This window comes from Citrobacter sp. Cm046, assembly GCF_030333065.1.
Taxonomy (GTDB): domain Bacteria; phylum Pseudomonadota; class Gammaproteobacteria; order Enterobacterales; family Enterobacteriaceae; genus Citrobacter; species Citrobacter murliniae.
The window spans coordinates 40,053-61,386 of sequence record NZ_JAOWGP010000041.1 but is presented as its reverse complement, the minus strand read 5'-3'; the positions used below and the strand labels follow the sequence as shown (position 1 = coordinate 61,386).

Genomic DNA, 21,334 nt, shown 5'->3' with positions numbered 1-21,334 from the left:
AAGAGATAGTCTCTGGATTATCTCACGAGGAAATATTGCTATGTCTGTCAACATCGCCCTTTTCGGTATCGGCCTCGACACATACTGGCCCCAGTTTACTGGCCTGGAGTCACGACTTCAGGACTATCTGCAAACAATTGACGAGCGTCTGACGGCGCAACAAGCCACCGTAATTAACGGCGGCCTGATCGATAACGTCGACAAAGCCGACGCCCTTATCAGGCGGTTGCAGCAGCAGCCTGTCGATGCTGTCTGCCTGTACATCAGCACCTATGCCCTCAGCGCAACGGTACTGCCTTTGGTGCAAAGCATCAACAAGCCGGTCATTATTCTGGTCTTACAGCCAGAGCCTGGCCTGCCCTATTCGACGATCCGTCAAATCCCGGATCGGGGCGGGCGTACCGGAGAATGGCTGGCGCACTGCCAGGCCTGTAGCGCGCCCGAACTGGCAAACGTGTTTAACCGCGCGAATATCCGCTTTCAACTGATTGTGGGTGCATTACAGGGCGATGAGTACGTCTGGCAACAAACTGCGCAGTGGCTACAGGCCCTGAACGTACGCCAGATGCTGTCAAACTGTCAGGTCGGCGTACTCGGACACTATTATGACGGTATGGTGGACGTTTACAGCAATATGACGAATTTATCCGCCAGATTGGGCGTACGTTTTAAGCCGCTGGAAATGTGTGAGCTGGCGGAATATCGCGAGCAGGTTAGCGAGACGGACCTCTGCGCTAAACGGCAAGAGACGAACCGCGTGCTACAGGTGGAAGCAGCCTGTGAACCCGCTGAACTTGACCGCGCGCTCACCACGGCCTGCGCCATGGATAAACTTATTGCCCGGAATACCCTTGGCGCACTGGCCTATTACTACGAAGGTCGAAGCGGTAATGCTTACGAAAATATCATCACCTCAATCATCCTCGGTAACACGCTGCTCACCCACCGCGGTATTCCCGTGGCAGGAGAATATGAAATCAAAAACGTGCTGGCAATGAAAATCCAGCAGCTCCTGGGGGCCGGAGGTTCGTTCTCTGAACCCTATGGAATTGAATTTAATGACAATGTTGTACTGTGGGGGCATGACGGCCCGGCACATCCGCTGATGGCGGACGGCCCGGTTAACCTGGTACCGCTGCCGGTTTATCATGGTAAACCCGGTAAAGGTGTATCTATCCAGATGACCGTAAAACCCGGCCCGGTAACCTTTCTTTCGGTTGTTGAAGATGCCGAAAACGGCGTGCGTTTGCAGTATGCCGAAGGTGAAGCTGTGGCGGGCGAAGTACTGGATATCGGCAACACCAACAGCCGCTATCGTTTCCCTTTATCGGCTCGCGAATTCACAACGCAGTGGTGCCTGGGCGGTCCAGCCCACCATTGCAGCATTGGCCTTGGTCATCATGGCGACGTGCTGGATAAACTCGCCTGGCTGCTGGGCATTCAGGCAGTAAAAATCTGCTAACCCGCGACATTTCCGCCCTTCTCAAAAAAGAGGGGCGGAAGATCAATTTGTGATCAACATCCCTATCATCCCCTGAATTTTGCCAGCATTGCCAATCCTGCGGCAGCATGCTGAAGGTTAATTCATTGCTCACTCTTTAGACTTTCGATCATCAAAACGGGAGATTTTTATCCAGCCAGATCGATAATTTAAAAGGAAACAGAATGGGTAACGCAATTACGATGGGGATATTCTGGCATCTTATTGGTGCCGCAAGTGCCGCTTGTTTCTACGCCCCTTTTAAAAAGGTACAACACTGGACCTGGGAAACCATGTGGTCCATAGGCGGTTTTGTTTCATGGCTAATCCTTCCCTGGCTCGTCAGTTCGATCCTGCTACCGGACTTCTGGGCCTATTACCGTTCTTTCAGCGCTTCCACACTGCTGCCGATATTTTTATTTGGCGCGATGTGGGGGATCGGTAACATTAACTATGGTCTGACCATGCGCTACCTCGGCATGTCGATGGGAATCGGGATCGCCATCGGTATTACGCTGATTGTCGGCACCTTAATGACGCCTATCATTGCCGGTAAATTTGATGTGCTCGTCGGCACACCCGGTGGCCGTATGACCCTGTTCGGTGTGCTGGTCGCCCTGATCGGCGTCGCGATTGTCACCCGCGCCGGGCAGCTAAAAGAGCGCAAGATGGGCATCAAAGCGGAAGAGTTCAACCTGAAAAAAGGTCTGATACTGGCGGTGATGTGCGGCTTTTTCTCCGCCGGGATGTCCTTTGCAATGGATGCGGCAAAACCGATGCACGAAGCCGCTGCCGCACTCGGTATCGATCCGCTGTATGTTGCCCTGCCAAGCTACGTGGTGATCATGGGCGGCGGTGCGGTAATCAACCTCGGCTACTGCTTCATTCGTCTGGCAAAAATGAAAAACTTGTCGATAAAAGCCGACTTCTCGTTAGCAAAACCGCTGATTATCAGCAATATCCTGTTTTCGGCGCTCGCCGGGCTGATGTGGTATCTCCAGTTCTTCTTTTACGCCTGGGGCCATGCCAAAATTCCGGCGCAGTATGACTACATGAGCTGGATGCTGCACATGAGTTTCTACGTCCTGTGCGGCGGTATTGTAGGCCTGATTATGAAAGAGTGGAGCAATGCGGGCCGACATCCGGTCAGCGTGCTAAGCCTCGGTTGCGTGGTGATTATCGTCGCGGCCAATATTGTCGGTATGGGAATGGCAAGCTAATCGTTTTGATTACCGAGATGACGCCACTGGCTGGGCGTCATCCCGGTTTCCCGTGTGAACACCACCGAAAAATAGTTACTGTCCTCAAAGCCACAGCGCATAGAAATTTCACTGATCATCAACCGACTATGCTGAAGCAGATACTGAGCATGGCAAATTCGCACTTGCCGGAGGTACTGGTTGATAGTCATTCCTGTCTGGTTACGAAACTGCTGGCGCAAAACACGTTCGCTGCACTGCTCACGGTCGCAAAATTTGTCCAGTTCAAAGGCGTGTTCATGGCTCCCGGCCAGAGCGGTGATCAGTTTATCCAGCAGCGTTTCGCTTGATGTCGCCGGAAGCGTGTCCGTGGCATAACGATGCCGTTTTAGGATCATCACCAGTTGTCCAAATAACAGCTCTGCCAGGTCAAAAGCCTGCGGGTCGCGTTGATGGCTCTCATGCTCAAGCTGGCTAATGACCTGCCGGGCTTGGGTCATCCCGGCGCTGCCCAGTCGCCAGTGCGGCTGTCCCGCCGAGTCATTAAATCCTGGGATCGCGCTTTCCCAGCCCAGATTCAACGTCAGCCGTTCCGGGCAGTAGATAATATTCTGCAAAACGAGGTCGTTAACTGAGGTGTAGGAGTGTTTATCTTCAGCACGAATATAAAACAGATCGCCACGGGTGATGCGGTACGGGCGATCGTTGAGAACATGCAGGCCATTGCCTCGCCAGACCATAACCAGTTCGCAAAACTCATGGGTGTGCTCAGCAAAGACGTTTTGCGGATAGCGATCGGCAACGGCGACCGCCTGCCGGGCATTGGCAAAAAAGTCTGACTTTAGAAGAATTAACCGCTCAGTCACCGTACCACCTCGATGCTTTGTTGCCTGATGGCGATACGCTTATCAGGCCGACACTGCGCCCTTGTAAGCCGGATAAGACGAAACTGTCATCCGGCGTTAAGGAACGTGATTATCTGAGAACTGGCGGCAAAAAACGTTGATAGCATTCGCGTTACTGGAGGCTGCTTCCCGCAGTGCGGTCACGTCCCTGGCGAATATCGCGTGGCGACCAGTCGAACTCCCGGCGAAACAGCGTCGAAAAGTGGTTACTGTCGCCAAAACCACAGCGATAAGCGATGTCCGTAACACTATCATCGCTGTGGCGTAATAAATGCCGGGCCTTAATGAGCCGCAGACGATTAAGATAGCGCTGTGGCGTCAATCCGGTTTGCTGTTTAAGCTGGCGGTGCATAGTGCGTAAAGAGAGCGAAAACTTTTCGGCTACCGCTTCCCAGCACACCTCATCGGCAAAGTGATCTTCCAGCCACGCCATCAGCTGATTAAGCCGCGCATCATTATCTGTAGCCACTTCCATCAGGCTACTTTTGCGTAACAACACCAGCAGTTGCATAAACAGGATCTCGCGATTTGCCGCCGACGGCGTGTCCATCTCATCACCGAGTTTTTCCATCTGCCCCACCAGCAAACGAACCTGTTGCAACACGCCCTGATTTATCCGCCAGTGGGACGGATACTGACCGTTCAGTTCCTGGGGCAAAAGCTGATTCAGTCCGGCCAGAAACTGAAACGCATCCGGGGAACGATACAGAATATTTGTCAGACACAGGTTGTCAGTATGTTCATATAAGTGTCTGTCATGATCGCGGACAAAACAGACTGTTCCGCCGCTGATGGTGTAGGGCTGTCCGTTGAACACATGGATACCTGTCCCATGCTCAACCACCACAATTTCATGAAAATCATGGTGATGCTCAGGGAATGCTGACTGAGGAAGCCGCGGTTCAATCGTGAGGGTTGCTTTACCTGTCGGAAAAAAATCCACGCAATGCAGTACGGTCATGATGACATCCTTCCCGATCAAATGAACATGGCTGAATAGTAATTAAGGGTTACCACCCTCACCTTAAATTTTTGACGCCAAAGCGCGTAAACAGAGTTAATTCTTCAAGAAATAGTGGGAAAAAACGGGAATTGCGGAAGGGGTCACACCAGGCAAAATCACCTCCATTACCAGGAATTGTGAACACCATCACGTTCACCTTTGCCAGGCTGCCAGCCGCTTATTGAGGCTGTCACTAACAAGAAGGTACACCTTTCCGGGAGTTCTTAGACTGAGCGTAATAAAACTCAGAAGGACCTCGCTATGACTCTTCGCCATTGTGTCGCTGTCGATCTCGGCGCATCCAGTGGACGCGTAATGCTGGCGCGTTACGACAGTGAACACCGCACCCTGACGCTGCGTGAAATCCATCGCTTCGTTAACTGTCTGCAAAAAACAGACGGTTTCGACACCTGGGACATCGACAGCCTGGAAAACGACATTCGCCTTGGTCTGAAGAAAGTCTGCGATGAAGGCATTCGGATAGACAGCATCGGAATTGATACCTGGGGCGTGGATTACGTTCTGATCGGCAAAAACGGTCAGCGTGTCGGACTCCCCGTCTCTTATCGCGACAGCCGCACAACGGGCGTTATGGCACATGCCATGGCGCAGCTTGGCAAAAGCGAGATCTATCGCCGTAGCGGTATTCAGTTTCTCCCCTTCAACACCTTGTATCAGCTCCGTGCCCTGACAGAACAACAGCCAGAACGGGTCTCCCTGGTGGCCCATGCCTTGCTGATCCCCGATTACTTCAGCTATCGCCTGACCGGTGAACTGAACTGGGAATACACCAACGCCACAACCACCCAGTTAGTCAATATCAACACCGACGACTGGGATGACACTCTGCTGGCCTGGACCGGTGCAGCAAAATCCTGGTTCGGTCGTCCCACACATCCGGGGAACGTTATCGGCAACTGGATTTGCCCGCAGAAAAATCAAATCCCTGTGGTTGCCGTCGCCAGCCACGACACTGCCAGTGCGGTGATCGCGTCACCGCTGGCCGATCAAAACAGCGCGTATCTCTCTTCAGGCACCTGGTCACTGATGGGGTTTGAGAGCAGAACACCGTATACCAACGATACGGCGCTGGCAGCCAATATCACTAACGAAGGCGGTGCGGAAGGACGCTACCGCGTGCTGAAAAATATCATGGGGCTGTGGCTGCTCCAGCGCGTGTTAAAAGAACGGAACATCACCGACCTGACGGCGCTTATCGCCCAAACGCAAGCCTCACCGGCCTGCCGTTCCCTGATAAACCCTAACGACGACCGCTTTATCAATCCTGACGATATGTGCGCGGAAATTCAGGCGGCATGCCGCGAAGCAGGCCAGGCCGTTCCCACGCAAGACGCTGAACTGGCTCGCTGCATTTTCGACAGCCTGGCATTGCTGTACGCCAACGTCCTGCAGGAACTGGCGGACCTTCGGGGTGAGGCATTCAGCCAATTACATATTGTCGGCGGCGGCTGCCAGAACGCGTTACTCAACCAACTTTGCGCTGATGCTTGCGGTATCCGCGTCATGTCCGGGCCAATTGAAGCCTCTACCCTCGGCAATATTGGCGTTCAACTGATGACGCTGGACGAGCTGAACAACGTCGATGATTTCCGCCAGCTAGTGATAGCCAACTATGACCTGACGACCTTCATTCCAAATCCTGAAAGTGAAATTGCCCGCTACCAGGCGCAGTTTCAATCAATACGACAGACAAAGGAGCTTTGCGCATGACCACTCAACTTGAACAAGCCTGGGAACTGGCAAAACTACGTTTTGCAGCGGTAGGTATCGATGTCGAAGAGGCATTACGCCAGCTCGATCGCCTGCCAGTCTCTATGCACTGCTGGCAGGGCGATGATGTCGCTGGATTCGAAAACCCGGAAGGTTCGCTCACGGGCGGTATTCAGGCTACCGGCAACTATCCGGGCAAAGCGCGTAATGCCGTCGAACTACGTGCCGATCTGGAGCAGGCGCTGAGCCTGATCCCTGGTCCAAAACGTCTGAACCTGCATGCTATCTATCTGGAATCCGATACGCCAGTTGCCCGTGACCAAATCAAACCCGAACACTTTAAAAACTGGGTTGAATGGGCGAAAGCAAACCAGTTAGGCCTGGACTTCAACCCATCCTGTTTCTCTCACCCGCTGAGTGCCGACGGCTTCACGCTGGCACATGCTGACGACAGCATCCGTCAGTTCTGGATTGACCACTGCAAAGCCAGCCGCCGCATTTCGGCCTATTTCGGCGAGCAATTGGGAACACCATCGGTGATGAACATCTGGATCCCGGATGGCATGAAAGACATTACCGTCGACCGTTTGGCTCCGCGTCAGCGCCTGCTGGAAGCGCTGGATGATGTCATCAGCGAAAAACTCGATCCGGCGCATCACATCGATGCCGTGGAGAGCAAACTGTTTGGCATCGGCGCAGAAAGCTACACCGTCGGCTCCAACGAGTTCTACATGGGCTATGCCACCAGCCGCCAGACTGCGCTGTGCCTGGATGCGGGTCACTTCCACCCGACTGAAGTCATTTCCGACAAGATCTCCGCTGCCATGCTGTACGTACCTCGCCTGCTGCTGCACGTCAGCCGTCCGGTACGTTGGGACAGCGACCACGTGGTGTTGCTGGATGATGAAACCCAGGCGATTGCCAGCGAGATCGTCCGCCACAACCTGTTCGACCGTGTACACATCGGTCTCGACTTCTTCGATGCCTCAATCAACCGCATCGCGGCCTGGGTTATTGGCACCCGCAATATGAAAAAAGCCCTGTTGCGTGCGCTGTTAGAGCCGACTGAACAGCTTCGTCAGCTCGAAGCCAGTGGTGACTACACCGCACGTCTGGCCCTGCTGGAAGAGCAGAAATCTCTGCCGTGGCAGGCGGTCTGGGAGATGTATTGCCAGCGTCATGACGCTCCGGCAGGCAGCCAGTGGCTGGACAGTGTCCGCGCCTATGAAAAAGAGATTCTGAGTAAACGTAAATAACCCTGATTGCCGGATGGCGCTGCGCTGATCCGGCCTACGGAAACGACATACATCGTAGGCCCGATAAGGCGTAATCCGCCATCGGGCAACAAAACAGACAGGAACACCAAACATGCAGAACATAACCACATCCTGGTTCGTTCAGGGAATGATCAAAGCCACTTCTGATGCCTGGCTGAAAGGCTGGGATGAGCGCAACGGAGGCAACCTGACGCTGCGCCTGGATGAAGCGGATATTGCGCCCTTTACCGCCGATTTCCACAAAGAACCACGTTATATCGCGCTGAGTCAGCCGATGCCGCTGCTGGCGAACACGCCTTTTATCGTCACCGGCTCCGGCAAATTCTTCCGCAACGTCCAGCTCGATCCGGCAGCAAATTTGGGCATAGTGAAAATCGACAGCGACGGTGCGGGCTATCACATTCTTTGGGGGCTGACCCACGAAGCCGTTCCAACTTCCGAACTGCCAGCTCACTTTCTTTCCCACTGTGAGCGCATTAAAGCCACCCACGGTAAAGACCGGGTGATCATGCACTGCCACGCGACCAACCTGATTGCCCTGACCTACGTGCTGGAAAACACCACCGCGCTGATCACCCGCAAACTGTGGGAAGGCAGCACCGAGTGCCTGGTAGTGTTCCCGGATGGCGTCGGCATTCTGCCGTGGATGGTGCCTGGCACCGATGAAATCGGGCAAGCCACCGCGCAGGAAATGCAAAAGCACTCACTGGTACTGTGGCCGTTCCACGGCGTGTTCGGCAGCGGCCCTACACTCGACGAAGCGTTCGGTTTGATAGATACCGCAGAGAAATCTGCTGAAGTTTTAGTCAAAATTTATTCGATGGGCGGTATGAAGCAAACCATCACGCGTGAAGAGCTGATTGCTCTCGGCAAACGTTTCGGCGTCACCCCGCTTGCCAGCGCATTAGAGCTGTACTGATACCTCCCACCGTAGGCCTGATAAGGCGCGCCAGCGTCGTCATCAGGTAATAACACAATGCCGGGTGGCAGTTCGCTTTATCCGGCCTACAGGACATTACTTTTAAGGAGAATATTCATGAGCTTTATGTTGGCACTTCCTAAAATCAGTCTTCACGGCGCAGGGGCAATTGGCGACATGGTTAATCTGGTCGCTAACAAGCAATGGGGTAAAGCGCTGATCGTTACCGATGGTCAACTGGTCAAGCTTGGCCTGCTGGATAGCCTGTTTGCCGCGCTTGATACGCATAAAATGTCGTATCACTTGTTCGACGAGGTGTTCCCTAACCCAACAGAAGAACTGGTGCAGAAAGGCTTTGCGGCGTATCAGGACGCACAGTGTGATTACATTATCGCTTTCGGCGGCGGCAGCCCAATCGATACCGCCAAAGCGGTGAAAATTCTGACCGCAAACCCTGGTCCGTCTACCGCGTATTCCGGGGTGGGCAAAGTGAAAAATGCGGGCGTACCGCTGGTCGCAATTAACACCACCGCAGGCACAGCGGCAGAAATGACCAGTAATGCGGTGATCATCGATTCCGCGCGCAAGGTCAAAGAGGTCATTATCGATCCGAACATTATTCCTGATATCGCCGTGGATGACGCCAGCGTCATGCTGGAAATTCCGGCCTCGGTCACCGCGGCCACCGGTATGGACGCCCTGACTCATGCGATTGAAGCCTATGTTTCCATCGGTGCGCATCCACTGACCGACGCCAACGCGCTGGAAGCCATTCGCCTGATCAACCTGTGGCTGCCAAAAGCGGTTGACGATGGTCATAACCTCGAAGCGCGTGAACAAATGGCGTTTGGCCAGTACCTGGCGGGCATGGCGTTCAACAGCGCCGGCCTCGGGCTGGTGCATGCGCTGGCACATCAGCCGGGCGCAACGCATAACCTGCCGCACGGCGTTTGCAACGCCATCCTGCTGCCCGTTATCGAAAACTTTAACCGCCCGAACGCCGTGGCTCGCTTTGCTCGCGTAGCGCAGGCAATGGGTGTCGATACCCGAGTGATGAGCGATGAGACCGCAAGCATGGAAGCCATCAACGCTATCCGCGCGTTAAGCAAACGTGTCGGTATTCCTGCTGGGTTTAGTTCGCTTGGCGTCACCAAAGAGGATATCGAAGGCTGGCTGGACAAAGCACTGGCCGATCCGTGTGCACCATGTAATCCGCGCACCGCCAGCCGCGACGAAGTCCGCGAGCTGTATCTGGAGGCGTTATGATCCGCAAAGCCTTTGTGATGCAGGTGAATGCTGATGCACATGAAGAGTATCAGCGTCGTCATAATCCCATCTGGCCGGAACTGGAAGCCGTACTGAAAGCCCACGGCGCACATCACTATGCCATTTATCTCGACCAGGAACGCAATTTACTGTTCGCCACCGTTGAGATTGAGTCCGAAGAGCGCTGGAATGCGGTAGCCAGTACCGACGTTTGTCAGCGCTGGTGGAAGCATATGCGTGACGTAATGCCTGCCAATCCGGACAACAGCCCGGTAAGTGCAGAGCTAAAAGAAGTGTTTTACCTGGAGTGATGTGTACATCGGATGGTGCTTGCGCTTGACCGGCCTACGGCGAATACAGTCCACAGGCCGGATAAGGGTGCAAGCACCATCATCCGGCACAACGTCATTTTGAGATCAGTTCTGCTCTGCCACCAGAATTGCCTGCGTGTCAGGCTCCAGCGCTTTAAAGATATGTTCCTGATCAGCGGGGTAACAAATGTAGTCCCCTTCTGCCAACTCCTCGGGGGCTTCGGTCAGTCCCACCAGCGCCTTACCCTGCGTCACAATAATGTGCTCGACCGATCCCGGCGGATGCGGGTGAGAAATACGATCTGCTCCCGGTTGTGTCAGCAGCAAATAGATATCCCTTCTTGCACCCGGTGGACAAGCTGCCAGTAAAATCGCCTGATAATGAGCCTGCTCAGCCACCACTTTTGTCCCTTCACCGCGACGTATCACCTGGGTTTTTTGCTCCAAAGGCTCCAGCAACCGTGCGAAGGGAATATCCAGCGCCACACACAGCGACCACAGCGTTTCCAGGCTAGGATTTCCATTGCCCGCTTCCAGTTGCGAAAGCGTGGATTTTGCAATCCCCGCGCGTCGTGCAATCTCTGCCAGTGACAGACCGGTACGCTGACGTTCGCGCACCAGGCTTTTCGCAATCATACTGATGGGTTGGGTCATACATGACTCCATGTTTTTTATATCGAACGAATCGTTCGACTTGTAAAGCAAATCTGTTGCGTTCATTATAATGGAAATTCGTTCGATATAGCCAAAACAGTATGAAACATTATTTTTCCAGTCTTAAAGGCGACACGATAAAAGCGATACTTTTAGTGTGTCTGGCGGTCGGTGTGGTAGGGATGTCTTACGGCTCACTGGCAATGGCTTACGGATTTCCACTTTGGGTACCGTTTGTACTCTCCATTACTGTGCTGGCTGGCGCATCCGAATTTATGTTTATCGGCATTGTCGCCAGCGGGGGTAACCCGCTGGCCGCAGCGGCAGCCGGGCTGCTGGTTAACGCCCGTCACGTCCCGTTTGGCGTTACGGTGCGCGACCTGGTTGGAACACGTGCCGCCAGTTTCCTCGGCTGCCATATCATGAACGATGAAAGCGTGGTGTTTGGCCTGTCGCAAAAAACACCGGAGCAGCGTAAAGCGGCCTACTGGCTGTGCGGTTTGGGCGTCGCCATTATCTGGCCATTGGGCACGCTGCTTGGGGCGATGGTTGGCAAGCTATTGCCAGCACCAGAAACCATCGGTCTGGACGCCGTATTTCCCGCCATTCTGCTGGCCTTAGTTGTTCCGGCATTTAAAAACCGTACCACACTGGTCCGCGCCTGTAGCGGTGCTGCGCTGTCGCTCGCCGCCGTACCTTTTGCCCCGGTGGGACTGCCGGTGTTGCTCTCACTGTTTGGCCTACTGACGAGGAAAAAATAATGGGCAACATGACGCTGTTTATCGTCGGTATCGCTATCCTGTCTCTGGGAACGTATCTAATGCGTTTAGGGGGAGCAAAACTGGGTAGCCGCCTGGCGTTCTCCGAGCGTTCCCAGGCGCTGCTTTCAGATGCTGCAACGGTATTACTGTTCTCCGTCGCGCTGGCAACCACCTTTTATGAAGGCGAACATTTTGCCGGTATGGCGCGCCTGCTGGGTGTTGGCTTCGCCGTATTTCTCGCCTGGCGTAAGATGCCACTAATTGTGGTGATTATTGCCGCGGCGGTCGTGACAGCACTGTTGAGAATGGCAGGAATAAATTGATTCCCCCTTTAACCTGATGACCACAAATTCATCAGGTTAATTTTCCATATGATTATGTGTAGCACCCCGCAAAAACAGTACCCGACTCAGCGGTGTATTGTCACATTTCCCCGACATATTGCCGCTCATCTCTTCACCGTCCCACCGTTAAAATCAAATCAAACAGGTTTTAATGGAGTCTTACCATGGCAGCCCTCACCGCAAACTGTCTTGATCTGAATATTCAGGGCAATAGTGTTTATTCCATTCTAAAGCAGTTCGCAAATATGGCATTTAAGAACGGCTATATCACCGATCGCCCCCTGTTCCTGCAAACGCTGCTGCTACGAGAAAAATTGCATTCCACCGGATTTGGATCGGGTATCGCTGTTCCCCACGGCAAAAGCACCTGCGTGAAGCAGCCCTTCGTTCTGTTTGCGCGTAAATCCGAAAGCGTGGACTGGAAAGCCAGCGACAGTGAGGACGTCAACTGCTGGATATGCCTCGGTGTACCGCAAACCGGCGAAGACTCCCAGGTCCAAATCATCGGCACCCTGTGCCGAAAAATTATCCATCAGGATTTTATCAACCAACTGAAACAGGGCAACGCTGAACAGGTTCTTGCCTTGCTAAATCAGACCTTAACTTCATAAGGAAGCGGCTATGGAGTCATCCTTACGTTTAGTGGCGATCACCAACTGTCCTGCGGGAATCGCCCACACCTACATGGTGGCAGAAGCGCTGGAACAGAAAGCGCAGTCACTTGGCCATACGATTAAAGTCGAAACTCAAGGCTCAAGCGGCGTCGAAAACCGTCTGACCAGCGAAGAAATAGCCGCTGCGGACTACGTGATTCTGGCAACGGGACGCGGCTTAAGCGCCGAAGATCGGGTTCGGTTCTCCGGGAAGAAAGTGTATGAGATCGCTATTTCCCAGGCGCTGAAAAATATCGATCAGATATTCACGAAACTTCCTTCACATTCGCAGCTGTTTACAACAGATAGTGGCATGAAATTAGGTAAACAGGATGTTCAGCAAGGCAGTGTGATGAGTCATCTGATGGCGGGAGTTTCCGCCGCGCTGCCGTTTGTTATTGGCGGCGGTATTCTGGTTGCGCTCGCCAATATGCTGGTGCAGCTCGGTTTACCGTATACCGATATGTCGAAAGGTGCGCCGTCGTTTACCTGGGTAGTCGAGTCTATCGGCTATCTCGGCTTCACCTTCATGATCCCGATTATGGGCGCATACATCGCATGGTCGATTGCTGATAAACCCGCTTTCGCTCCGGCATTTCTGGTTTGCTATCTGGCGAACGATAAAGGATTGCTGGGCACCCAGTCTGGTGCGGGTTTTCTCGGCGCGGTGGTGCTGGGACTGGCGGTCGGCTATTTCGTGCTGTGGTTTCGCAAAGTACGCCTCGGCAAAGCGCTCCAGCCGCTGCTCGGCTCAATGTTGATCCCATTCGTGACTCTGCTGGTGTTTGGGGTATTGACCTGGTATGTCATTGGCCCGGTGATGTCCGACATCATGAGCGGATTACTGCACTTCCTGAACACTATTCCCCCATCAATGAAAATGGGTGCAGCCTTTCTTGTCGGAGCGATGCTGGCATTCGACATGGGCGGACCAATCAACAAAACTGCATGGTTCTTCTGCTTCTCACTCCTGGAAAAACAGATCTACGACTGGTACGCCATCGTCGGTGTAGTGGCACTGATGCCCCCCGTCGCAGCGGGTATCGCTACATATCTGGCGCCGAAGCTGTTTACTCAACAGGAGAAGGCCGCCGCCAGTAGTGCGATTGTGGTAGGCGCAACGGTTGCGACTGAACCCGCAATCCCTTACGCGCTGGCCGCACCGTTACCGATGATCACTGCCAATACGCTCTCTGGCGGTATTACCGGCATGCTGGTAATCGCCTTCGGAATCAAACGGCTGGCGCCGGGATTAGGTATCTTTGATCCGCTGATCGGCCTGATGTCGCCGGTTGGGTCGTTTTATCTGGTGCTGGCAATCGGTCTGGCACTGAACATTGCGTTAATCATCATCCTTAAAGGACTGTGGCTCAAACGGAAAGTTAAGGCCGCGCAGCAGGAGCTTGCACATGAACAATGAATTACTTCAGCAGTTATGCGAGGCCAGCGCCGTCAGCGGCGATGAGCAGGAAGTGCGCACCATCCTCATCAATTCGCTAGAGTCCTGCGTGGATGAAATTACCTTTGACGGTCTGGGTAGTTTTGTCGCCCGCAAAGGACATCGGGGACCGAAAGTTGCAATCGTCGGTCATATGGATGAAGTCGGTTTTATGGTGACGCATATCGACGCTAGCGGTTTTCTGCGTTTTACCACTATTGGTGGCTGGTGGAACCAGTCGATGCTCAACCATCGGGTAACCATTCGCACCCGCGAAGGATGTAAAATTCCTGGCCTCATTGGCTCCGTAGCACCCCATGCTTTAACGGAAAAGCAGAAACAACAACCACTGAACTTTGACGAAATGTTCATTGATATTGGTGCGAAAAGTCGTGAGCAGGTGGAAAAACAGGGCATCGCCGTCGGTGATTTCATCAGCCCGGAGGCGAATTTCGCTCGTTGGGGTGAAGATAAAATAGTGGGTAAAGCGCTGGATAATCGCGTCGGTTGCGCTCTGATGGCGGAGCTGTTGCAGACGGTGGATAACCCTGAAATTACCCTGTACGGCGTCGGCAGCGTGGAGGAAGAAGTTGGGCTGCGCGGAGCGCAAACCTCAGCTGAGCACATTAAACCTGACGTGGTGATCGTGCTCGATACCGCCGTCGCGGGCGACGTGCCGGGAATCGACAGCATCAAATACCCGCTGAAACTGGGTGATGGGCCAGGCCTGATGCTGTTTGATAAACGCTATTTCCCTAACCAGAAGTTGGTCGCCGCGTTAAAAGAGAGCGCGGAAAGCAGTGGTGCCCCGTTGCAATTTTGCACCATGAAAACCGGCGCAACGGACGGCGGTCGTTACAACGTGATGGGCGGCGGTCGCCCCGTCGCGGCATTGTGCCTGCCCACCCGCTATCTGCACGCCAACAGCGGCATGATTTCTGCAACAGACTATGACGCCCTGTTTACGCTGGTGCGAGAACTGTTGTGTTCACTGACTGCAGAGAAGGTCGAAGAGTTTACCCACTTTCGCCAGGATATCGATACACGAACTCGTTCGGGTTACATCAAAGCGGCAAATGAATGAATCCACAGGAGCGTACAGGTAGTACGTAACCGGGGTGAATGAATACGGCCAACGCAGAAGCAGCCTGAAAGAGGAAATGTATATGTTGAACGACCGCCAGTTAAAGATCGTGGACATTCTGGAACAGCAGGCCAGCCCGCTTAGCGAGCTGGCACGACAAACTGGCGTTTCGGGCAGAACCATCCTGCGTGATATTGATTACCTTAATTTTACTCTGAGCGGCAAAGCGCGTATCCAGCCAGGTGGCAGCGCGGGATATCAGTTGGATATTGTTGACAGACGTAGCTACTTCCAGCTTCTGCAACGACATGATAATGATGACCGGTTGCTGGCGTTTCTATTACTGAACACCTTCACGACCCGCCTGCAGCTGGCGTCTGCGTTAAACTTACCCGAGACCTGGGTGGCCGACAGATTACCGCGCCTGAAGCAACGCTATGAGCGCACATTTAGCATTTCCAGCCGTCCGGGCGTGGGGCACTTCATTGATGAGCCGGAAGAAAAACGTATTATTCTGCTGGCGAACTTGTTCAAAAAAGACATGTTCCTGATCCCGCTACCAGGCCTCACACATGACAATATTGAACGGCTCAACGTTGCATGTGAAGGCCTCGATGAACTCCCCCTGATATCAGGTGAATACCTCGCCAGCCTGGTACTGGCGGTCTATGCCTTGCGCAATCAGCTCACCGCCTGCTGGCCCGAATGTCGGCATACGTCGCTGAAAAATACCGTGGAACAGAGTGGGATCTACCTGGGAGATAACGCATTCAGAACGCTGAGTGGGTTGCTGGAAATGCAGCAACAGCAAGCCGCGGCGATAACCCCCGGTGCTATAATTTCAGTGCTACAAAAGTTACCGGGCACCACCTCACTCAACATTATCGATAGCCAGTTGGTTGATAACATCACCGGACACTTACTGAGATGTGTTGCAGCACCTGTCTGGATACCTGAACATCGCCAGAGCAGCATGAACAATCTAAAAGCAGTCTGGCCAGCCGCCTTCGATATGAGTTTGCGTTTTATTGCCCTGCTGCGTGAGCAGTTAAATACTCCACTTTTTGATAGTGATCTGACCGGGCTGTATTTTGCCTGCGCACTGGAACGGCATCAAAATGAGCGTCAGCCCATTATGTTGTTATCTGACCAAAATGCGATTGCCACGATTAACCAGCAAGCCATTGAACGGGATGTATTAAATTGCCGGGTAATCATTGCGCGTACGCCTGGCGAACTGAATGCAATTTTCCAGGAAGTAAAACCGTTACTGATCATCAATAACAGCCATTATTTACTTGATGATTCAGTAAAAAATGTCATCACCATTAAAAGCATCATTACCTCGGCAGGAACAGAGCAGATCAAAAACTTTCTTGCCACGGCCTTTATTCGCCAGCAGCCGGAGCGTTTTTTTTCAGCGGCGGGTAGCTTTCATTATCCGAATACACCGGACGAAAGCTGGCGGAGCATTATTGTGAAAATTTGCGCACAGCTCGTGACGCAAGAACATATGACTGATGATGAAGCGCGGCATATCTGCGCTCGTGAGAGCGAAGGTGAAAATCTGATTGTCAACCGGCTGGCGATCCCCCATTGCTGGAGTGAGCAGGAACGCCGCTTTCGCGGTTTTTTTATTACTCTCACCCATTCGGTGCAGGTTAACAACGAACCGGTCAGCCATGTCCTTATCGCATGTGCCGCCGCCGACGCACGGCATGAATTAAAAATCTTCAGTTATCTGGCCAGCGTGCTGTACCGCCATCCAGCCGAAGACATTATCGAATTAACTGGCTATGAAGCATTTATCTCGCTACTAAAAGAGTAACCACAGAAATGAAAAAAGCGCCCTGAGGCGCTCTTTCAACAATGGTCTGCAATATTATTTCAGCAGTTCAGCGGTCATATGCACGCGGTTACCAGTGTATGCCTGAGTAATTTTATAATCGCTGGCACCTGCACGTTCAGCCTGTGCAGCGATTTTTGCTTCAGCGCTGTCCAGTGTAGAACCGGTTGCAGTAACTGATTGAGCAGCGAAAGAACCGAATGAAGTAGCGAGAGCGATAATTGCGACAAAAGTTTTGATGCTTTTCATGATATAAACCCTTTAACTTAGTTGTTTGAATAAGGCACTGTGCCTTGATGTGATAAATAATAGCCCTCACATCGCACAACTAAAAGCGGAAGGATTTGCCAGTCTTGTTCAATTTTTTTGAATTTATATCATTCAGCAATCAGACGCTGTGGGTGCGTATAAATTGTCGCCCTACCCGGTTTGCAAAAACCCACCAGCGTCAGGTTACAACGTTCGGCAACTTCAACGGCGAGCGTCGTAGCCGCAGAAACAGCGAACAGGATCTCAACACCACACATCGCTGACTTCTGCACCATCTCATAGCTGGCACGACTGGAAACTAATACCGCCCCCTGCTGCCAACTTTCCCCTTCGATTGCGCGCCGCCCCAGTAATTTATCCAGTGCAACATGGCGGCCAACATCTTCATGCCCGCCCGCCAGAATCCCCGACGGCTGTACCCAGGCCGCCGCATGCGTGCAGCCAGTACGTTGACCTACGGGCTGGAAATCATTCAGATGCGTTAATGCGCGATCGAGGTCCGCCAGATCAAATGTCTGCGTAAACGGCAGAGGCTGGACCGGCTTACCAATGTCATTGAGTTGTTCCACGCCGCAAACGCCGCAGCCAGTGCGACCTGCCAGTGCGCGACGACGCTCCTTCAACCCCATAAAACGGCGGCTGGAGAGTTCAACCTGCACCTCAAGTCCGTTACAGGAAGGAACCACTTCCATCCCGAAGATATCCTGCGGGCTCTCAATAATGCCTTCAGAAAGCGAAAAGCCCAGCGCGAAATGCTCAAGATCTTTCGGTGATGCCATCATCACCACGTGTGAAATCCCGTTGTAAACCAGCGCAACAGGCACTTCTTCAGCCACCTCATCCGGCTGAGGATGTTGCAAATCCTCACGTTTCCAGAGGGTCAACTGACGTGATCCCGTAACAGTCGTCACATTTTGGTTGTTTTCTTGAATAATCTTATTCACTTTCTTTTAACCATATTGGAACACACATACCAACATTGTGGTATTCTTTACAAACCCCTCCTGAACGGAGGGAAATTCACCCAATTCTGGACCTTTGCGGTCCCGTCCGCAAAGAAAAATAACAACCACTTCCCTCGCGTTCGCGTTACAAAAAACGAAGGGAACGTGACAATGTCGAAACAAGGAGCGAACCATGCAGGTCAGCAGAAGGCAGTTCTTTAAGATCTGCGCTGGCGGTATGGCAGGCACCACGGCAGCGGCACTGGGCTTTGCACCCGGCGTAGCGCTAGCGGAAACACGGCAATATAAATTGCTGCGCACCCGCGAAACCCGTAACACCTGCACTTACTGTTCCGTTGGCTGTGGACTGTTAATGTACAGTCTCGGTGACGGAGCAAAAAACGCCAAAGCATCCATCTTCCATATCGAGGGTGATCCGGACCATCCGGTCAACCGTGGTGCGCTTTGCCCTAAAGGGGCCGGTCTGGTGGATTTTATCCATTCCGAAAGCCGCCTCAAATTCCCGGAATACCGCGCGCCTGGCTCCGATAAATGGCAACAAATCAGTTGGGATGAGGCATTTGACCGCATCGCTAAACTGATGAAAGAAGACCGCGACGCAAACTACGTTGCGCAGAACGCCGAAGGCGTTACCGTTAACCGCTGGCTTTCAACCGGGATGCTGTGTGCTTCCGCTTCCAGTAATGAAACCGGCTACTTAACGCAAAAATTCTCTCGCGCGCTCGGTATGCTCGCGGTCGACAACCAGGCGCGTGTCTGACACGGACCAACGGTAGCAAGTCTTGCTCCAACATTTGGTCGCGGTGCGATGACCAACCACTGGGTCGACATCAAAAATGCCAACCTTATCGTGGTGATGGGCGGTAACGCCGCTGAAGCTCACCCGGTCGGATTCCGCTGGGCGATGGAAGCCAAAATTCACAACGGCGCGAAGCTGATTGTGATTGATCCGCGCTTTACGCGAACTGCTGCGGTGGCTGATTTTTATGCCCCAATTCGTTCTGGTACTGACATTGCATTCCTGTCAGGCGTTTTGCTGTACCTGCTGAATAACGAAAAATTTAACCGCGAATACACCGAGGCCTATACCAACGCCAGCCTGATTGTGCGTGAAGATTATGGCTTCGAAGATGGCCTGTTCACCGGCTATGACGCGGATAAACGCAAGTATGATAAAACCAGTTGGAACTACGAGCTGGATGAAAAAGGCTTCGCCAAACGCGATGTCACCCTGCAACATCCGCGCTGTGTCTGGAACCTGCTGAAAACACACGTTTCCCGCTACACGCCGGACGTCGTAGAAAACATCTGCGGTACGCCGAAAGCCGACTTCCTGAAAGTCTGCGAATATATCGCTGAAACCAGCGTGAAAGATAAAACCGCCTCGTTCCTGTACGCGCTGGGCTGGACACAACACTCCGTTGGTGCGCAGAACATTCGTACCATGGCGATGATCCAGTTGCTGCTTGGCAATATGGGTATGGCTGGCGGCGGTGTTAACGCCCTGCGTGGTCACTCCAACATTCAGGGGCTGACTGACTTAGGTTTGCTGTCACAAAGCCTGCCAGGCTATATGACGCTGCCAAGCGAAAAACAAACCGACCTGCAAACCTACCTTGCTGCTAACACACCAAAACCGTTGCTGGAAGGTCAGGTAAACTACTGGGGCAACTACCCGAAATTCTTCGTTTCGATGATGAAGGCCTTCTTTGGCGATAAAGCGACAGCGGAAAATAGCTGGGGCTTCGATTGGCTGCCGAAGTGGGACAAAGGGTATGACGTTCTGCAGTACTTCGAGATGATGAACCAGGGCAAAGTGAATGGCTACATCTGCCAGGGCTTCAACCCGGTTGCCTCATTCCCTAACAAAAACAAGGTAGTGGCTTCACTGTCGAAACTGAAGTTCCTGGTAACTATCGATCCGCTCAACACCGAAACGTCCACCTTCTGGCAAAACCACGGTGAGTCGAACGATGTTGATCCCTCGAAAATCCAGACTGAAGTTTTCCGCCTGCCGTCCACCTGCTTCGCGGAAGAAAACGGTTCTATCGTTAACTCTGGTCGCTGGCTGCAATGGCACTGGAAAGGTGCGGATGCCCCAGGGATTGCCGCCACTGACGGTGAAATCCTCGCCGGTATCTTCCTGCGTCTGCGTAAAATGTACGCCGAACAGGGCGGCGCAAACCCGGAACAGGTGCTGAGTATGACCTGGAACTACTCCACACCACATGAACCGGCTTCGGAAGAAGTGGCGATGGAGAGTAACGGTAAAGCGTTGGCCGACATCACCGATCCGGCTACTGGCGCGGTTATCGTCAAGAAAGGCCAACAGCTTAGCTCGTTTGCCCAGTTGCGCGATGACGGTACGACCTCCAGCGGTTGCTGGATTTTCGCCGGAAGCTGGACGCCGGAAGGCAACCAGATGGCGCGTCGCGATAACGCCGACCCGTCGGGCCTTGGCAATACGCTGGGCTGGGCATGGGCATGGCCGCTCAACCGGCGCATTCTGTATAACCGTGCCTCCGCTGACCCACAGGGTAACCCGTGGGATCCGAAGCGCCAGATCCTGAAATGGGATGGGGCGAAATGGAGCGGGATGGATATTCCGGACTACAGCGCCGCCGCACCTGGCAGCAATGTCGGACCGTTTATCATGCAGCCCGAAGGTATGGGACGTCTGTTTGCTATCGATAAAATGGCAGAAGGCCCATTCCCGGAACACTACGAGCCGTTTGAAACCCCACTGGGGACTAACCCGCTGCACCCGAACGTTATCTCTAACCCTGCCGCCCGTATCTTTAAAGGCGACGAAGAAGCACTGGGGAAAGCAGATAAGTTCCCGTACGTCGGGACAACGTATCGCCTGACCGAGCACTTCCACTACTGGACCAAACATGCGCTGCTGAACGCCATCGCCCAGCCAGAACAGTTTGTAGAAATTGGTGAGAAGCTGGCGAATAAGCTCGGTATATCCCACGGCGATACTGTCAAAGTCTCCTCTAACCGCGGCTACATTAAAGCCAAAGCAGTGGTGACAAAACGCATTCGCACGCTGAAGGCAAACGGTCAGGATATCGACACTATCGGTATTCCTATTCACTGGGGCTACGAAGGCGTGGCGAAAAAAGGCTTTATCGCTAATACGTTAACGCCATTCGTCGGTGATGCGAACACGCAGACACCGGAATTTAAGTCCTTCCTCGTGAACGTGGAAAAGGTGTAACGGAG

The 21,334-nt window shown here is 53.2% G+C and carries 19 protein-coding genes; 14 read left to right on the top strand and 5 right to left on the bottom strand.

Going from position 1 to position 21,334, the window contains the following annotated elements; translation table 11 throughout:
- Positions 1–40 precede the first annotated feature (40 nt).
- Together OGX98_RS13745 and rhaT are read left to right on the top strand one after the other, a co-directional pair.
- Entirely contained in the window at positions 41–1,462 is a 1,422-nt protein-coding gene (locus OGX98_RS13745) for an L-fucose/L-arabinose isomerase family protein (protein ID WP_286595411.1), read from the top strand.
- A gap of 203 nt (positions 1,463–1,665) precedes the next feature.
- Positions 1,666–2,700, top strand: coding sequence for an L-rhamnose/proton symporter RhaT (rhaT, locus tag OGX98_RS13740; RefSeq protein ID WP_045449272.1), 1,035 nt, complete (start codon positions 1,666–1,668; stop codon positions 2,698–2,700).
- Here the strand turns inward: rhaT and rhaR are convergent.
- A complete protein-coding gene (gene rhaR, locus OGX98_RS13735; protein ID WP_045449271.1) occupies positions 2,697–3,545 on the bottom strand; it encodes an HTH-type transcriptional activator RhaR in 849 nt (282 codons plus the stop codon). The two genes, rhaT and rhaR, sit on opposite strands and share 4 nt — an antisense overlap.
- 151 nt (positions 3,546–3,696) lie before the next feature.
- Positions 3,697–4,545, bottom strand: coding sequence for an HTH-type transcriptional activator RhaS (rhaS, locus tag OGX98_RS13730; RefSeq protein ID WP_286595410.1), 849 nt, complete (start codon positions 4,543–4,545; stop codon positions 3,697–3,699).
- Between the two features lie 303 nt (positions 4,546–4,848).
- Here rhaS and rhaB point away from each other — a divergent pair, with 303 nt between their 5' ends.
- From rhaB to rhaM, 5 genes are all read left to right on the top strand, one after another.
- Positions 4,849–6,318, top strand: coding sequence for a rhamnulokinase (gene rhaB, locus OGX98_RS13725; protein WP_286595409.1), 1,470 nt, complete (start codon positions 4,849–4,851; stop codon positions 6,316–6,318).
- A complete protein-coding gene (gene rhaA, locus OGX98_RS13720) occupies positions 6,315–7,574 on the top strand; it encodes an L-rhamnose isomerase (protein ID WP_200012965.1) in 1,260 nt (419 codons plus the stop codon). Before rhaB ends, rhaA begins: the two co-directional genes overlap by 4 nt.
- Positions 7,575–7,686: 112 nt before the next feature.
- Complete coding sequence (gene rhaD, locus OGX98_RS13715) at positions 7,687–8,514, top strand: rhamnulose-1-phosphate aldolase (RefSeq protein ID WP_284097129.1); 828 nt, start codon at positions 7,687–7,689, stop codon at positions 8,512–8,514.
- 117 nt (positions 8,515–8,631) lie between these two features.
- Entirely contained in the window at positions 8,632–9,780 is a 1,149-nt protein-coding gene (fucO, locus tag OGX98_RS13710) for a lactaldehyde reductase (RefSeq protein ID WP_284097128.1), read from the top strand.
- Positions 9,777–10,091, top strand: coding sequence for an L-rhamnose mutarotase (rhaM, locus tag OGX98_RS13705; RefSeq protein ID WP_045449257.1), 315 nt, complete (start codon positions 9,777–9,779; stop codon positions 10,089–10,091). Before fucO ends, rhaM begins: the two co-directional genes overlap by 4 nt.
- A gap of 105 nt (positions 10,092–10,196) precedes the next feature.
- Here the strand turns inward: rhaM and OGX98_RS13700 are convergent, their stop codons facing one another.
- On the bottom strand, positions 10,197–10,745 hold the full coding sequence (locus OGX98_RS13700; RefSeq protein ID WP_045449256.1) for a helix-turn-helix domain-containing protein: 549 nt from the start codon (positions 10,743–10,745) through the stop codon (positions 10,197–10,199).
- Between the two features lie 101 nt (positions 10,746–10,846).
- Between OGX98_RS13700 and OGX98_RS13695 the strand changes: the two genes are divergently transcribed.
- The 6 genes from OGX98_RS13695 (at position 10,847) to OGX98_RS13670 (ending at position 16,853) form a co-directional block, all read left to right on the top strand.
- Positions 10,847–11,506: an AzlC family ABC transporter permease gene (locus OGX98_RS13695; protein WP_045449254.1), complete on the top strand. Its 660-nt coding sequence runs from the start codon at positions 10,847–10,849 to the stop codon at positions 11,504–11,506.
- Complete coding sequence (locus tag OGX98_RS13690; RefSeq protein WP_045449252.1) at positions 11,506–11,829, top strand: AzlD domain-containing protein; 324 nt, start codon at positions 11,506–11,508, stop codon at positions 11,827–11,829. Before OGX98_RS13695 ends, OGX98_RS13690 begins: the two co-directional genes overlap by 1 nt.
- A gap of 185 nt (positions 11,830–12,014) precedes the next feature.
- Positions 12,015–12,461 (top strand): PTS fructose transporter subunit IIA, encoded by a 447-nt coding sequence (locus OGX98_RS13685; RefSeq protein WP_045449250.1) that lies wholly within the window; start codon positions 12,015–12,017, stop codon positions 12,459–12,461.
- Positions 12,462–12,471: 10 nt separating this feature from the next.
- Entirely contained in the window at positions 12,472–13,923 is a 1,452-nt protein-coding gene (locus OGX98_RS13680) for a PTS fructose-like transporter subunit IIBC (protein WP_286595408.1), read from the top strand.
- Complete coding sequence (locus OGX98_RS13675) at positions 13,913–15,025, top strand: aminopeptidase (RefSeq protein WP_200012960.1); 1,113 nt, start codon at positions 13,913–13,915, stop codon at positions 15,023–15,025. The genes OGX98_RS13680 and OGX98_RS13675 overlap by 11 nt, the downstream gene beginning before the upstream one ends.
- Before the next feature lie 82 nt (positions 15,026–15,107).
- Positions 15,108–16,853, top strand: coding sequence for a putative frv operon regulatory protein (locus OGX98_RS13670; RefSeq protein WP_045449245.1), 1,746 nt, complete (start codon positions 15,108–15,110; stop codon positions 16,851–16,853).
- A gap of 54 nt (positions 16,854–16,907) precedes the next feature.
- Here OGX98_RS13670 and OGX98_RS13665 read toward each other — a convergent pair whose 3' ends face one another.
- On the bottom strand, positions 16,908–17,120 hold the full coding sequence (locus OGX98_RS13665) for a YdgH/BhsA/McbA-like domain containing protein (protein ID WP_286595407.1): 213 nt from the start codon (positions 17,118–17,120) through the stop codon (positions 16,908–16,910).
- Between the two features lie 128 nt (positions 17,121–17,248).
- Complete coding sequence (gene fdhD, locus OGX98_RS13660) at positions 17,249–18,085, bottom strand: formate dehydrogenase accessory sulfurtransferase FdhD (protein ID WP_045449242.1); 837 nt, start codon at positions 18,083–18,085, stop codon at positions 17,249–17,251.
- Positions 18,086–18,278: 193 nt separating this feature from the next.
- Here fdhD and fdnG point away from each other — a divergent pair, with 193 nt between their 5' ends.
- Entirely contained in the window at positions 18,279–21,329 is a 3,051-nt protein-coding gene (gene fdnG, locus OGX98_RS13655) for a formate dehydrogenase-N subunit alpha (protein WP_144243092.1), read from the top strand.
- The last annotated feature ends 5 nt before the right edge of the window (positions 21,330–21,334 follow it).

Bases quoted from the DNA above. Each gene is read 5' to 3' on its own strand.
- OGX98_RS13745 (WP_286595411.1), top strand. From the start codon at position 41: ATGTCTGTCAACATCGCCCTTTTCGGTATCGGCCTCGACACATACTGG.
- rhaT (WP_045449272.1), top strand. From the start codon at position 1,666: ATGGGTAACGCAATTACGATGGGGATATTCTGGCATCTTATTGGTGCC.
- rhaS (WP_286595410.1), bottom strand. From the start codon at position 4,545: ATGACCGTACTGCATTGCGTGGATTTTTTTCCGACAGGTAAAGCAACC.
- rhaB (WP_286595409.1), top strand. From the start codon at position 4,849: ATGACTCTTCGCCATTGTGTCGCTGTCGATCTCGGCGCATCCAGTGGA.
- rhaA (WP_200012965.1), top strand. From the start codon at position 6,315: ATGACCACTCAACTTGAACAAGCCTGGGAACTGGCAAAACTACGTTTT.
- rhaD (WP_284097129.1), top strand. From the start codon at position 7,687: ATGCAGAACATAACCACATCCTGGTTCGTTCAGGGAATGATCAAAGCC.
- fucO (WP_284097128.1), top strand. From the start codon at position 8,632: ATGAGCTTTATGTTGGCACTTCCTAAAATCAGTCTTCACGGCGCAGGG.
- rhaM (WP_045449257.1), top strand. From the start codon at position 9,777: ATGATCCGCAAAGCCTTTGTGATGCAGGTGAATGCTGATGCACATGAA.
- OGX98_RS13700 (WP_045449256.1), bottom strand. From the start codon at position 10,745: ATGACCCAACCCATCAGTATGATTGCGAAAAGCCTGGTGCGCGAACGT.
- OGX98_RS13695 (WP_045449254.1), top strand. From the start codon at position 10,847: ATGAAACATTATTTTTCCAGTCTTAAAGGCGACACGATAAAAGCGATA.
- OGX98_RS13690 (WP_045449252.1), top strand. From the start codon at position 11,506: ATGGGCAACATGACGCTGTTTATCGTCGGTATCGCTATCCTGTCTCTG.
- OGX98_RS13685 (WP_045449250.1), top strand. From the start codon at position 12,015: ATGGCAGCCCTCACCGCAAACTGTCTTGATCTGAATATTCAGGGCAAT.
- OGX98_RS13680 (WP_286595408.1), top strand. From the start codon at position 12,472: ATGGAGTCATCCTTACGTTTAGTGGCGATCACCAACTGTCCTGCGGGA.
- OGX98_RS13675 (WP_200012960.1), top strand. From the start codon at position 13,913: ATGAACAATGAATTACTTCAGCAGTTATGCGAGGCCAGCGCCGTCAGC.
- OGX98_RS13670 (WP_045449245.1), top strand. From the start codon at position 15,108: ATGTTGAACGACCGCCAGTTAAAGATCGTGGACATTCTGGAACAGCAG.
- OGX98_RS13665 (WP_286595407.1), bottom strand. From the start codon at position 17,120: ATGAAAAGCATCAAAACTTTTGTCGCAATTATCGCTCTCGCTACTTCA.